The organism is Nodosilinea sp. LEGE 07088 (assembly GCF_015207395.1).
Classification (GTDB): Bacteria; Cyanobacteriota; Cyanobacteriia; order Phormidesmidales; family Phormidesmidaceae; genus Nodosilinea.
Window position 1 is genome coordinate 1 of sequence record NZ_JADEWX010000163.1, and the last position, 13,178, is coordinate 13,178.

Sequence of the window (13,178 nt, forward strand, 5' to 3'; positions counted from 1 at the left end):
CATTGAGACCATCCCTGGTGAAGCCTCGTCGCCACCCCCCGAGGCGGCTGGTTCAGCGGCATGGCCTATGCCCCAAGCCCCCGCTATGCCGCCCACGGAGCTTGCCCCCAAGCCTTTAGCACCGTCACCAGCACCGGTGCCCGCAGCTGTTTCGAGCCCAATGCCAGCCCCACCCGCAGTGCCAGCCCCACCGCCGAGCGAGATAGCGCCTCAACCGCTAGACTCTCCCCAGGCCAGCCGACCCGCGCGGCCTACTATCTCTGCTCACCCCCAGCCAGAGGTGCTTCAGAACTCGCTAGCACGGCGAAGCATGGTAGTGGCTGGGGCAGTGTAGCTTCGCGCTGAGTCATAGCCGTCGCCACGGCAGTGTTTTCCCAAGCCGTCTACCGCCGACTGCCGTCATGGCCCCGGAGCAGCATTTCTTGATGCCGAATGGCGTTGTTGGCAACCTCCCAGGGAAATGTAAACGACTCAAAAGACTCGCTTGTGATCCGGTCGACATCCAGGTCGGTAACAACCTGCTGGAGGATGTCGAGTAGGGTTTTGCGCAGGGCTGCCAGTTCCTCTAGTGACTGAGCCTGGTCAATCCTGTCCATCAGGGCAAGAATCTCCAGGTTGTAGGTATCGGCGCGGTTTTTCTGCTTACCCAGCAGCCACGATCGCAGTTGCCACAGACTCGAGAAGCTCAGCACGAGTACCGACAGCAATAGGCCAATGGGTTCGGCATACTCAACTAAAAATTCTGGCTCCCCCTGGGTGTAAAAGGCCTCGGCCCCAGGGTGTAGGGGCAGACCCAGATCTCTCGATGCGTCGAGTCGAATCATCGCCGCCCGGGGATATAGCGCTACCAGCTCGTTGCGGTTTTGGTGCAGGGTGCTGGTGAGGGCGTTGACCACCCTAGGCGGCAGTTCCTCATGGGCTACCAGCAGAGCGTTGACCGCCACGACGGGCAGATCGGTAGCGGGAATCGGGATGCCCCCGTTATAGGTACCCTTAGGAATAACCTGAGCATTGAGATAGGGCAACGACAACCTCAAGGCATCGACCTGGTCGATGGGCAATAGGCGCGTGGTGCCGGTTTGCAGCAGATCGGCCACGGCGGCATTGCCCAGGGTAATCACCCGAAAGAGTGCATCGACCTCACCCTGCTCCAGGGACGCATGGGCCTGAGCAGCCGTCATGGGCAAGGTGGTCAGGGTCTCTGGGGTGAGGCCGTAGTGCTCTACCAGGGGCCAAAATAGCGCGTAGGAGCCGCTCCCCTCAGGCATCAGGGCAATGCGCTTGCCCCGCAGATCGACCACAGTCTCAATCTCGACATCGGTACGGGCCAGCAGGTGAAACATTTCCGGAAATAGCAGCGCTACGGCCCGCACGGGGGGCTGCACAGGGGTATCGCTCTGCACCAGGGCCAGCTGGGCCTGCCGGGTTCTCAGTAGATCCATGTTTTGCACCGAGCCGTTGGTTTCACGGACATCGATCTCAATGGTGGGATGGTTGCGGGTCACCACCTCAGCAAAGGCCTGGCTAAAGGCGTAGTATTCGCCAGTTTTGCTGCCCGAAGCCAGCACCAGCCGATCGGTGCGGGTGTGCTCCCGCAGCAGAAAAAAGCCCGAGGCGACGGCCCCCACCAAACTCAGCGCCACGAGCGGTAAGACAAGCTTTCCCTGCATAGATCTCCTCGGTCGATATAGAATAGGGCTTGGCCAATTTTGCCGTAGCGTGAGCCCAAATCCAGCGCCGAGCCTATCTGGATTGGGTTAATTGCGTTCTCGGCGGCAAGCCTGCCTCGCTAGATTTGGATTGGGTTGATTGTCATGGCTCTACTCCAAAATTTACCCCAGGTGCCCGATACTTTGCGGGGCCGTACCGTAGGCCGCAGCTTCCAGGCGGTGTTTTTGCTGTCACTGGTCTCGGTGCTACTGGTAGGTACCTTTGGTCTACGGCTCTTTCAGCTTCAGGTCGTAAATGGCGATCGCAACCGCCAGCTAGCCGACAGCAACCGCATTCGCCTGGTGCCCAAGCGCCCGGCCCGGGGCACAATCTTTGACCGCAACGGCAAAATTTTGGCGGGCAGTCGACTGTCACACACGGTGTCGATCTGGCCCATTGCTCTGCCCCGCGACCAGTGGCCTACGGTGATCCAGCGCCTGTCAACGATACTGAGCATTCCCCCCGATGAAATTCAAGCGCGTTTAGAGCAGGCAGGCTACGAATCGATTGAGTCAATTACTATCGCCCGAGGGATCAGTACGGCCCAGGCTACCGCCCTAGCCGAGTACACCAACGAGTTGCCGGGTGTACGCCTAGAGGCTGAGGCGGTACGCAACTACCCCAATGGCGACCTGGCGGCCCACGTCATTGGCTACACGGGCGAGCTTACCGACGAACAACTGACCGCCCGCCGCGATCAGGGCTACCGTCTGGGCGATGTCATTGGCCAAATGGGGGCCGAGTCGGCCTTTGAGAGCACCCTCCACGGTGCCTGGGGCGGTCAGCAGGTCGAGGTCGATAGTGCCGGTCGAATCATCAGTATTTTGGGCGACAAACCGGCGATCGCCGGTCAAGACATTCAGCTCACCCTCGACCTGGAACTCCAGCGAGCCGCAGAGGCCGCCCTAGGCACGGTTCAGGGCGCAGTCGTTGCCATTGACCCGCGCAATGGGGCCGTTTTGGCCATGGCCAGCTGGCCCACCTACGACCCCAATATATTTACCACCCGCATTACCGAAGCTCAGTGGCAGCAGCTCCAGGGTGCCAATCATCCATTCTTAAACCGCTCCTTGCAGGCCTTTCCCCCCGCCAGCACATTCAAAATTGTGACTACGGCGGCGGCCCTAGAGTCAGGCAAATACTCGCCTAGCACGGTCTTACAAACCTACCCCTACATCCAGGTAGGGGGAATTCAGTTTGGTGACTGGAATCGGGCCGGATTTGGGCCGTTGAGCTTTACCGGGGCAATGGCCATGAGCAGCGATACCTTTTTTTACCAAGTAGCGATGCGTCTCGGTGGCCCCACGTTGATTGAAATGACCCGTCGCTTTGGTTTTGGCCGCAAAACCGGCATTGAGCTCAGCACAGAAGAAAGCGCTGGGCTGGTGCCCGATGACGCCTGGAAGCAAGAGACGCTAGACACGCCTTGGGTGATTGGTGACTCCATCAATATGTCCATTGGGCAGGGATTTTTACAGGCTACCCCCCTACAGGTGGCAGGCATGTTTGCGGTCGCCGCCAACAATGGCTATCGGGTTACCCCTCATCTGCTCAAAGACAACGAAGAACACCGCAACTGGAAAGAGTCGCTAGAACTCAGCAGCACCACCATGGATATCCTGCACAAGGGGCTGCGACAGGTGATCACAGGCGGTACAGCCCGCAGCCTCAATGTGCCCCATCTGCCACCCTTTGCGGGCAAAACTGGCACCGCCGAAGCCCCCCCAGGGCTTTCCCATGCCTGGTTTGGGGCCTATGCCCCCCTCGATAACCCCGAGGTAGTGATCGTAGCGTTTGCCGAACACTCCGGCGGGGGCGGCGGTAAGGTCGCTGCTCCCATGGTAATGAAGGTGCTGGAGGCCTACTTTAAAGCTGATCAGGCTAGTAGCCAAGCGGCCCGCTAGCGCCAGCTTTGATATTCATCTGACTAAATCTTAGATACTGGGGCCACGCTAAAGTTACGAAAGTGCTGGGCCTGGGCCTCAATGCGGCAGGCAATGCGATCGCACACCAGACCACAGAGGTCGAAAATCAGCTCGTCGGCCACACTGTAGTAGGCCGAAGTACCCGCCGTGCGGCGGCTGAGAATGCCCGCCTGAAGCATTACCTTCAGGTGCTTAGACACATTGGCCTGGCTGGTTTGGGTGGCATCCACCAGCTCCTGCACGCATTTTTCACCCTCGCGCAGCAGATTGAGGAGCCGCAGTCGCATGGGCTCACTCAAAATACTGAAGTATTCGGCCACTTGCTGCACGACCTCAACTGAAACCGGTTCTACAGAGTCCATGGGGATTTAATAGGTTAGGCTCGTGTGTGCGCGAATGAATCTCGATAATCTTAACAACCATTTTATTTTTGCAGTTATTCATGGCGATACAGTCATCAAATCTTGTCAATTGCTAGGCGCTGATCCCCATGGGGTTTTACTCAATGCCAAGCCATGAGATTTTGGCTAGATCTTGGGTCAGGGGCCACACCATGAGATTCTTAAAGGTAGCGCTCGCCCACCGTTGAGGATTGCCGTGAAAGCCATCACCCTGCTTGGATCAACCGGGTCTATCGGAACCCAGACCCTGGATATTGTGGAACATCACCCCGACCAGTTTCGCCTGGTAGGTATTGCCGCAGGGAATAACGTCGAGCTGCTGGCTCAACAGGTGCGCCAGTTTAAGCCTGAAATTGTTGCCATCTGCAACCCCGCCAAGCTCAGCGAACTGCGGGACGCGCTGGCCGGGGTGGACCCCATGCCGCAGATACTTGTGGGCGATGACGGCGTGGTCGAGGTGGCCCGCTATGGCGATGCCGAGGCCGTGGTAACCGGCATTGTCGGCTGTGCCGGGCTGCTGCCGACCCTGGCGGCGATTGAGGCGGGCAAAGACATTGCCCTGGCCAACAAAGAAACCCTGATTGCCGGTGGCCCCGCTGTACTGCCCCTGGTGGAAAAGCACGGCGTCAAGCTGCTGCCTGCCGACTCCGAGCATTCGGCTATTTTCCAGTGCTTGCAGGGGGTACCTCAAGGCGGGCTACGGCGCATTTTGCTGACCGCTTCGGGCGGGGCTTTTCGTGACTGGCCCGTAGAGAAGCTCGCCCAGGTGACGGTAGCCGATGCCCTGAAGCACCCCAACTGGTCGATGGGCCGTAAAATCACGGTCGATTCGGCCACGCTGATGAATAAGGGGCTAGAGGTGATCGAAGCCCACTATTTATTTGGGATGGACTATGACCACATCGACATTGTCATCCATCCCCAGAGCATTATTCACTCGCTGATCGAGCTGCAAGATACCTCGGTGCTGGCCCAGCTGGGCTGGCCCGATATGCGTCTGCCCTTGCTCTATGCCCTCTCCTGGCCAGAGCGCATCTACACCGACTGGGAGCCGCTAGATTTGGTCAAAGCAGGCGATCTCACCTTTCGGGAACCCGACCACGCCAAGTACCCTTGCATGGAGCTAGCCTATGCCGTCGGCCGGGCCGGCGGCACCATGACCGCCGTGCTCAATGCCGCCAACGAGCAGGCGGTAGCGCTATTCTTAGACGAAAAGATTCACTTCTTGGAGATACCCAAGGTGATTGAGGGGGTCTGCGATCGCCACCGTTCCCACAACGTGCTCCAGCCTATCCTGGCCGACATTCTGGCCGCCGACCAGTGGGCCAGGGCTGAAGCCACCAGCGTCAGCGAATCGTTACCCCAAGCCACCGTCGTTTCCCTAGCTTAAGGAGGGCACCGTGGAACTGCTGATTGTACTGGGGGCGATCGTCATTGCCATCGTCGTATTTGGCTGGGTGTTCAAGCTGATTAAAAACACCATTCAAACCGTGTTGCTGGTCGCTTTTTTGCTGCTGGCGCTGTATTTTTTGTTTGGCATCGGGCCCGGTGCCATCTGGGCGCAAATTCAAACGTGGCTGGGTGGCGGACCAGGTAGGTAATTAAAGCTAATTGGGGCACACCCATCCCGAGGTAGGGGCGGTCACCTGCGGCCAGAGGTCGGCACTGGTCTCTTAACAGGTGATGAACTGGCTACAGCCGAATAGCAAGCGATATTTCTAGCGACAATGGCCCTGAATAAAGCTGCAAAGGCGTCCACTTTACCAACTGCCCTAGCGTTAATAAGAGCATCGCGGCATGGTGGCTTAAAATTTACCCCTGGACAGGATGGTTAAAATGCCTTAACTTTCTGACTGAGCACATCTCTTTATAATAAGTAAACCCATGAATGCCTCTGTTGACCGCATCAATGTTCAGGCCACCGATCGCTCATTTAGGGGCCTTGAGCAGTCTGCTGCCCAAGATGCATCTTTAGAGAGGTTTGAACCTGAGGCGCGCGAAACCTCTCCAGCGGCAGAGGATAGGATTTGCTGGGTCGAGGTTCGCCAATCGACCTATCCCCCCATTCAGCAGATGGAACTATTGCACCTGCAAGCTGAAACCGAAGCCCTGTTGCTACAGCTTCAGGCGCTGCAACAACAACAACGACAAAACCAGCCCGATCAACCAGGGGCAGCTCAGGGTTAGTGGCTCTAACCAGACTCAGTCAGCAAAAAAACAGGTCTTACTACAGCAAAAGTGCGCCACTTTCTGAGGAATTCGCTAAAGTAGGTTGATCCTGTGGGGAGATGCTGTGATGACCTACTCTGTTCAACCTCGCCAGGCTGGGGCTACTCATCCACAAAGCTGGGCTAATCGAAAGCTATATCTGGCGATCGCCGGAGTGTTGTTGCTGGCGGTAGCCGCTGGCGGAATTCTCAAACTCACTACGGCCAACTCTCGCTCTTCGAATCTCGCTGAACCCAGTTCGCTTAGCGAGAATGGGGCAACTGGCGATACCGACGTTAGCCAAACCGATCAGGCGTTGATTCCAGCGACGGGCGACGGGGCTACACCCTTTCAGTCAGAACCTTTTTTGCAAGCATCGGCACCGTTGCTGCTGGCAGATCCAAGTCTGTTGCGGTCTACATCGCCTCAAGCTCGAGTCGAGGCTATATCGTCCGGTCGCCCTGACCCCTTTGCATCGATCGTAGTGCCAGGCCCTAGGGTGCCTCGTCCTACTCCAGCGGCGGCGTTACTGACTCCAGTGCCGCCCCAGGGCTTACCTACAGTAACTGTATCTGCCACACGAAATTTGCCGGCGTTGCCCGAGGTGGCCGTTCAGCCCGTCACTATTCCCAATTTGCCCACTCCGTTTGTTCAAGGGAGTGCTCCCCCAGTCCCGACTGAAATTGCTGCGGCATCGACCGGGGCTCCTGCTTTTCAAAGCCTGATCGACCAGGTGGTCGTGAGTGGTGTCGTGCAGGTAGGTAATGGGGTCAGCGTCATTGTGACTGAACCGGGTAGTACTGTCAGCCGTCGTGTTTCCGCTGGCGACATGCTAGCGGGAGGGCGCATTAAGGTTAAGTCGGTTGATCTGTCAGGGCAAGAACCGATCGTGATCTTGACCTTTGAGGGTAAAGACTATACCCGCACAGTTGGAGCCCCAATGGTCAGTGCACTCTAGGGTGTTTGCCCTGGCATGGCTACTGAGGCAAAGTTTTGCTTAATTTGGACCTCTATAGATCTTGGCAGGGGCTTAAAATATACATAAGCGCTAGTTAGCGACTAACTTTGCCCAAGTCAGCGGGAGCGCCTAAGGCGTTTTCTGAGGGTATGTCTGGGTCAAAAGCGATAGCGGCGCTTAGGGCAGTGAATGGGCTAGGGCTTCTATGGCGATTAACAAGACCCATGGGGGACAAAACACAGGGCGGCGATCGCTGGGGTTAGAGCCTGGAGAAAGCTGCGAATGCCCGGTCTGTCGCCATGGACAAATGGAACCCATGGTGATGATGGAGGCCTATGCCTGTAATTTTTGTCGACACATTTTTGATGTCAATGTCGCCCAGCAAACCGTGCATGTAGCCGACAGTCTGCAGCCGATGGGCTGGCGCTGGCAAGGGTGGCATTGGCAACCCCTTTACCAAAGTCGCAGCAACATTACCCTAGCGCTCTGGCTAGTTGGGCTGACCCTTGTCATTTTGCCCGCTGGCATAGTCGCGCTGGGTGGTTATCTGTTTCCTCCCTTGGAGGCAGGGCGTGGGCTCAATTGGTCGTTGGTCTGGGCTGTTGGTACGCTGGTAGCCCACGGCACAATGGTGGGCTGGCTAATCGCAGAGCACCATCAGTTCCCACTTTACGTAATGACTAAAATTCGTTTGCAGCGGCTGCTAGAGTACCTGCCCGGATAGACTGACGTAGCCGAAGAAGATGACAAAAATGCTAGCAACTGCGAGCTGAAAACCACACTAGGGGCACGTCAGCTTCGTTCCGCCAGCGCACCCAACCCTCTGCAACACTAGAGCCAGGTAGCGGCATGCAGCCCTGGGCAGGCTGGGTAACCCGAACCCTTAACCAATCGCCGTCGAGATCTAAGGGCTGAATAATGCTGTTGGGCCCGACCAACGCTTGCAGCGGGGCCGTGCTGCGGGGTTCTAGTCGCATGGGCTGAGATAACCCCGGGCGACGAAATTCTACTTGGGCGGCATCTTTCATAGAGATATCCCATGGCTCTATGGCCAGGGGCACGGTGCCCAGATCAAGATGAGTAACGTGAGCCCAGGCCACCCCTGCTGGCGTGTACTGAAAACGAAACCAGCCGTCAGAGCGAAGCTCTAGTACCGGGAAGGTGTATAGCGGCTGCCCGGTTCGCACCATTGAAAAAGCGGCATCGCGGCCGATGGCCAGCGGGGATGAGTTGTTGGGGATCAGCCAGCCGTGGATAATCCAACCCCAGGGTTCACTCTCGGGACTGGGATAAACTGGCAAGGCGATGTCTCTTAGCCAACTGGCTCCTGAACTTGAATCGCTACTATCAGGGTCAGGCTCTAAGGTTGGCCGCAACTGCCCAATGCCAACGTCGTCGCTGGGCGATGGTCTGAGGTCAATAATGCCAGAGTCATCGGGGGTGACGGGGGCTGGCAGGTTTACTGGACGGGTGGGGACTGGCGGTGCGGCGGTGTCTTGTTTAATTAGAGTGTTTGTCGTAGGGGTGCGCGCCCAGGCTTGGGGTGGGGCGGCGATCACTGGGAGGCTAGGGGCTGCCAGTAGACCGATCGCGATCGCCGTCCAGTGCTCCCTACGCCAGAGTGCATGTCTGAGTGCCTGGAGCAGGTTGGGGGAGTGGGGCTTGGCCATAGTAGCTAGGTTAGGCAGTATCAACATATCTACGGACAGGATCACAATCTAGATGAGAATTAGAACTGCCCATTAGGAAGTATGCCCAAGGTCGGAAGGCCGACGAGCTTTTCAGATACTTGACATCTATGGTGCCTAATATAACAACCTTGCCAATGCAATATTCTGTCATCCAGGCCTAAACAGCCCGACTCCGCAGGACGGCAAGCAACTTGAGAAAATGCTCAGGCAAAGGTGCGATCGCCACAATCTGTCTCCCCGTCGCCGGATGGCGCAGTTCTAACCGCTGGGCATGGAGCGCCTGCCCCGGCAGGTTGACCCCGACATCGCGGCCCGAGCCGTAGGTGGAGTCGCCAACGATGGGGTGGCCGATGTGGGTGCTGTGAACGCGAATCTGGTGGGTGCGCCCCGTCTCCAGGCGAAAGCGCAGCAGCGAGAAGTTGCCCAGGCGTTCTTCCACCTGCCAGTGGGTAATGGCGGTGCGACCTTTCTCTAGGGGCACTACCGCATTCTTTTTGCGATCTGCCGGGTGGCGGCCCAGGGGAGCATCAATGGTGCCGGATTCCGTTTTGGGAGCACCGTAGACCACCCCCAGGTATTCGCGCCGGGCGGTTTTGGCCTTCATCTGGGCCTGCAGGTCGCTGTGGGCCAGGTCGGTTTTGGCCACCACGATCGCCCCGGTGGTGTCTTTATCGAGCCGGTGGACGATGCCCGGACGCTGCACGCCACCAATGCCCAACAGCTGGTCGCCGCAGTGGGCCAGTACCGCATTGACCAGGGTGCCGCTCATGTTGCCGGGGGCGGGGTGTACCACCAGGCCAGCGGGCTTGTTGATGATGATCAGGTGCTCGTCTTCGTAGAGAATGTCGAGGGGAATGTCCTCGGCGGTGAGTTCCAGGGGGCGAGGTTCAGGGATGGTGAGGTGGATGCGATCGCCCACCTGCACCGCCTCTTTCTTATTAGTGCAGAGCTGGCCATTGATCTGTACGTATTCCCAATCGATCAGCTTTTGCACCCGGTTGCGGGAGAGGGCTTTGACATTGGCGGTCAGCCAGCGATCGAGCCGCTCTGGGTCGGGCCTATCAACGGTGAGTTCGAGGGTTTGGTCAGCGATGGCGAGCAATTGAGCGCGGTAGGATTTCTATAATCAATCATAGTTCGCGTTGTTTCCGCACGAAGGCCTATGACCCCTAGCCCTGCGATCGCAAATTGTCCAGCTCTGCTACCCGGCCAGCTGCGGCACATCCATCACCTGGCGCTGAATGTGAAGGATATGGACGCGTCACGGCAGTTCTACGGTGGCCTGCTGGGGCTGCGGGAGCTAACGGGCGACGAGGTGGATGACACCCTCAAGGAGCTGGTGGCCACGGGCAAGGTGGCTAACTTTGTGCTGCCCGATGGGCTAATTCTCGACCTGTTTGGTGCCCCAAACCTGGAGCCGCCTGACCCCAACCCCGATAAATCGTTTACCCGCGCCTACCACCTGGCCTTTGACATTGACCCGGCCCAGTTTGACGGCGCATTAGCAGTGCTGGAGGCAAACCAGATTGACATTGCCTACGGCCCCGTCACCCGCCCCACCGGGCGCGGCGTCTACTTCTACGACCCCGACGGCTTCATGGTCGAAATTCGCTGCGATCCAGTTAAATGAGCTTATGAGCCAGAAGCAGTGGAAGCTTCAAAAATATGTCTATAGCGCAGGTGACTGCTTGTTTGAGGAGAACTGAGAGATGCCAGTGAGAGATTATCAGGCCGATCTACTGAGTCAGCTAGCTGACCTAGACTATGCTGCTCTTTATCTCAAGGCGTCGCTAAATGAGACGCTGAAGGATGGCGATTGGGAGGCCTTCTTGCTGGCTCTCGAAAATGTAGTTGAAGCGAGACAGGCGACGCTGGCGAATGCAGCTGACAGTGATGATACCGATAAGCCTTTACAGCAGGCCTTGGGAAATGGGGAAACTCCAACGCTGGAATCTTTTGTGGCAGTGCTCAGCTCAGTAGGGTTGGCCATTGACGTGAAGCCTGCTTGAGGATTTGGGCTTGGTTCAGGCGGCACAGTTCTGCAATTTGTGCCTGCTTGCGTTTGACGAGTTCAGCGGCTGCTGCATCCACGGCTATTTTTTGGATTGAACAGGATCTGTTAACTGTCGGCCAAATACTCGGAATCACCACGATACGATAGGGGTAGGTTGACCCTGGAAAAAGGTAAATGTCACAAGACCCTTCGATTAGGTGAGTCGGCTGATGATTTTTTACAGGGCTTTCCGACAGTAGAGCGGGAGGCGGTGGTTAGTCTGTTGGAAGAAGCAAGTAAGAAACAGTAGCGTTAGATCAACGGGGTTGGGGCCATGTCTGAATTACCAATGGTTTTAAGCCTGGATCGGGTGAACCTGACCGATGACCAGTTTTATCGTCTGTGTGAAGCGAACCCAACGACACCGTTGGAACGATCGGCGTCGGGGGCGTTGGTAATTATGTCGCCTGTGGGTGGAGAAAGCGGCGAGCGCGAGGCCGATTTAATTACCGATTTGACGCTGTGGAATCGGCAAACGAAGCTGGGTAAGGTATTTAGCTCATGGACGATGTTCAAGTTGCCGGGGGGTGGAGATCGCTCTCCCGATGCGGCCTGGGTTGAGCTGTCGCGATGGCAGGCGTTAACGCCTGAAGAACGGGCTGGCTTTCCGCCGATTTGTCCTGATTTTGTGATTGAGCTGCGGTCTAAAACCAATGCTCTGCCGCCGCTGCAAGACAAAATGCAAGAGTATTTGGCCAGTGGGCTGCGTTTGGGTTGGTTGATTAACCCCCAAGCGCAAACGGTAGAAATTTACCGTCCTAATTTGAGGATGGAAAAGGTGCCGTTTCCTGCCCAATTGTTGGGAGAAGCGGTATTGCCAGGGTTTACGTTGAGGTGGCCTTTGGCATAGGCTATTTTTGACTAACTCGAAGCAGGTAAGTCGATGGCGATTTCTTAGAAGGCTTTCTTACAACGCTCCAGTAGAGTGAGTACTGTTAGCCCTAATTATTTACTATCTGAGCGGCATCTCTACAAAATGTTTCTTCAGTAAGTCATGGACAAAGCGGTAGCGTCCTCCAACCCGCTGCATAAAGCGTAGTTCAACAGCATAGTCTAGAAAACGAGCGTAATTCCAGGGTGTATAGCTGTTTTTTGTTAATACAATGCGTAGGGCTATATGTCTCATGACTGCTTCCAGTCCAGATGCCATTCCTAAAAGCATTCCAAAAGCTATTCCAGCAATAAGACCAGCAGTTAGACCGGCAATTAGTCCAAAAAACATCCCGAAGATTGAACCTATAATTAATCCGCTTAATACTGAATTCTGTAAAGACTGCCAAATCCCCTGATTAGGAAAGTCTCTTTCATCAATTAAATCAGCGCGCAAACCCATATACAAACTACTAAGCAACCCGACAACTAGTCCATAAATTATTCCCACAGTAAATCCAAAACTCAACCCTATATTTGGCCCAGAAAGTATTCCAGAGATCACCCCAAAAAAAATTCCAAAAATCAATCCAGTCTTAAGACCAATTCTTAGCCCACTCAATCCTTTAGGGAATGAAAAACTCAACTTCTCGGCTGGGTGAATTGGAGAGTTTAGCCAGTCCAGCCATTTACCGCTCCGCATGATAAACGCTACACCTTGTACCATGAAACTCAACCCAAAAGTCAGACCGAGGAGTAGAGCCTTATTTACGGCATCTTCCATCTTAAAATTCAGCCAAATCCGCAGGAAGAAAACCAAGCCAATAATCCATGCAAAAATTAAAAAAACAATCAAAATGATGATTGACTCGTAGAGTTTTGTCTCACTCTCATGCTGACTAAGCAGGCTAGGTTGTAAATCTTCAATGAGAAACCAGGATTTTCGCTCATTATCAAAATCCTTGGCAAGCCAAGCTAAATAGTGACAAGTCTGTTGTTCATTAGGCTTTTGAATAAAAATTCTAATGAACTTATTCAAAGGATAAACATCCGTTTTCGTCCTTTCAAACCTTTTTTCAACAAAAGCATTGATCAGTCCCGAAGCATTGGTGATCCGGTCGCCCTGATAAGCCTCTATTAACAGGACAAGGAATAATGGTGTTCGGGCAAGATCCAACATTTCGGGACTGTCTAGAATGCTTTTCCACATGCCTAATCTTTCAAGTCGCTGAAAACTTAACGGGTGACAACGTACCTAAAGAGCTTGCTGCATCAGGGATAGAGCATAGAGACCACGCTGAAAATAGCGATGTTTATGGGGTTTGAGCGCTATCAGTTGGAGTGCCCAGTCGGTCCATAACT

The 13,178-nt window shown here is 55.5% G+C and carries 15 protein-coding genes; 10 read left to right on the forward strand and 5 right to left on the reverse strand.

Going from position 1 to position 13,178, the window contains the following annotated elements:
- Positions 1-60 precede the first annotated feature (60 nt).
- Positions 61-345, forward strand: a complete 285-nt coding sequence (locus tag IQ254_RS24870) for a hypothetical protein (protein WP_193968849.1) — start codon at positions 61-63, stop codon at positions 343-345.
- 38 nt (positions 346-383) lie between these two features.
- Here IQ254_RS24870 and IQ254_RS24875 read toward each other — a convergent pair whose 3' ends face one another.
- Positions 384-1,670, reverse strand: coding sequence for a TAXI family TRAP transporter solute-binding subunit (locus IQ254_RS24875; protein WP_193968850.1), 1,287 nt, complete (start codon positions 1,668-1,670; stop codon positions 384-386).
- A gap of 144 nt (positions 1,671-1,814) precedes the next feature.
- Between IQ254_RS24875 and mrdA the strand changes: the two genes are divergently transcribed.
- Entirely contained in the window at positions 1,815-3,614 is a 1,800-nt protein-coding gene (mrdA, locus tag IQ254_RS24880; protein ID WP_193968851.1) for a penicillin-binding protein 2, read from the forward strand.
- Between the two features lie 23 nt (positions 3,615-3,637).
- Here the strand turns inward: mrdA and IQ254_RS24885 are convergent, their stop codons facing one another.
- A complete protein-coding gene (locus IQ254_RS24885; protein ID WP_193968852.1) occupies positions 3,638-3,997 on the reverse strand; it encodes a metalloregulator ArsR/SmtB family transcription factor in 360 nt (119 codons plus the stop codon).
- Between the two features lie 235 nt (positions 3,998-4,232).
- Here IQ254_RS24885 and dxr point away from each other — a divergent pair, with 235 nt between their 5' ends.
- The 5 genes from dxr to IQ254_RS24910 all read left to right on the forward strand — a co-directional run bounded on the left by dxr (position 4,233) and on the right by IQ254_RS24910 (position 7,926).
- The gene (gene dxr, locus IQ254_RS24890) at positions 4,233-5,426 is read left to right on the forward strand and encodes a 1-deoxy-D-xylulose-5-phosphate reductoisomerase (protein WP_193968853.1); all 1,194 of its coding nucleotides are present in this window, start codon (positions 4,233-4,235) and stop codon (positions 5,424-5,426) included.
- 10 nt (positions 5,427-5,436) lie between these two features.
- Positions 5,437-5,637: a hypothetical protein gene (locus IQ254_RS24895; RefSeq protein WP_193968854.1), complete on the forward strand. Its 201-nt coding sequence runs from the start codon at positions 5,437-5,439 to the stop codon at positions 5,635-5,637.
- Positions 5,638-5,920: 283 nt separating this feature from the next.
- Positions 5,921-6,223, forward strand: coding sequence for a hypothetical protein (locus IQ254_RS24900; RefSeq protein WP_193968863.1), 303 nt, complete (start codon positions 5,921-5,923; stop codon positions 6,221-6,223).
- A 109-nt stretch (positions 6,224-6,332) separates the two neighbouring features.
- The gene (locus tag IQ254_RS24905; RefSeq protein WP_193968855.1) at positions 6,333-7,202 is read left to right on the forward strand and encodes a hypothetical protein; all 870 of its coding nucleotides are present in this window, start codon (positions 6,333-6,335) and stop codon (positions 7,200-7,202) included.
- A 205-nt stretch (positions 7,203-7,407) separates the two neighbouring features.
- On the forward strand, positions 7,408-7,926 hold the full coding sequence (locus IQ254_RS24910) for a hypothetical protein (protein WP_193968856.1): 519 nt from the start codon (positions 7,408-7,410) through the stop codon (positions 7,924-7,926).
- A 31-nt stretch (positions 7,927-7,957) separates the two neighbouring features.
- Here IQ254_RS24910 and IQ254_RS24915 read toward each other — a convergent pair whose 3' ends face one another.
- Together IQ254_RS24915 and IQ254_RS24920 are read right to left on the reverse strand one after the other, a co-directional pair.
- The gene (locus IQ254_RS24915) at positions 7,958-8,872 is read right to left on the reverse strand and encodes a hypothetical protein (protein WP_193968857.1); all 915 of its coding nucleotides are present in this window, start codon (positions 8,870-8,872) and stop codon (positions 7,958-7,960) included.
- Positions 8,873-9,050: 178 nt separating this feature from the next.
- Positions 9,051-9,986, reverse strand: coding sequence for an RluA family pseudouridine synthase (locus IQ254_RS24920; RefSeq protein WP_193968862.1), 936 nt, complete (start codon positions 9,984-9,986; stop codon positions 9,051-9,053).
- 69 nt (positions 9,987-10,055) lie between these two features.
- Between IQ254_RS24920 and IQ254_RS24925 the strand changes: the two genes are divergently transcribed.
- The 3 genes from IQ254_RS24925 (at position 10,056) to IQ254_RS24935 (ending at position 11,796) form a co-directional block, all read left to right on the forward strand.
- Positions 10,056-10,523, forward strand: coding sequence for a VOC family protein (locus IQ254_RS24925; RefSeq protein ID WP_193968858.1), 468 nt, complete (start codon positions 10,056-10,058; stop codon positions 10,521-10,523).
- Positions 10,524-10,602: 79 nt separating this feature from the next.
- A complete protein-coding gene (locus IQ254_RS24930; protein ID WP_193968859.1) occupies positions 10,603-10,902 on the forward strand; it encodes a DNA-binding protein in 300 nt (99 codons plus the stop codon).
- A gap of 318 nt (positions 10,903-11,220) precedes the next feature.
- Entirely contained in the window at positions 11,221-11,796 is a 576-nt protein-coding gene (locus tag IQ254_RS24935; RefSeq protein WP_193968860.1) for a Uma2 family endonuclease, read from the forward strand.
- Between the two features lie 102 nt (positions 11,797-11,898).
- Here IQ254_RS24935 and IQ254_RS24940 read toward each other — a convergent pair whose 3' ends face one another.
- Positions 11,899-13,026: a hypothetical protein gene (locus IQ254_RS24940; RefSeq protein ID WP_193968861.1), complete on the reverse strand. Its 1,128-nt coding sequence runs from the start codon at positions 13,024-13,026 to the stop codon at positions 11,899-11,901.
- Between the last annotated feature and the right edge of the window lie 152 nt (positions 13,027-13,178).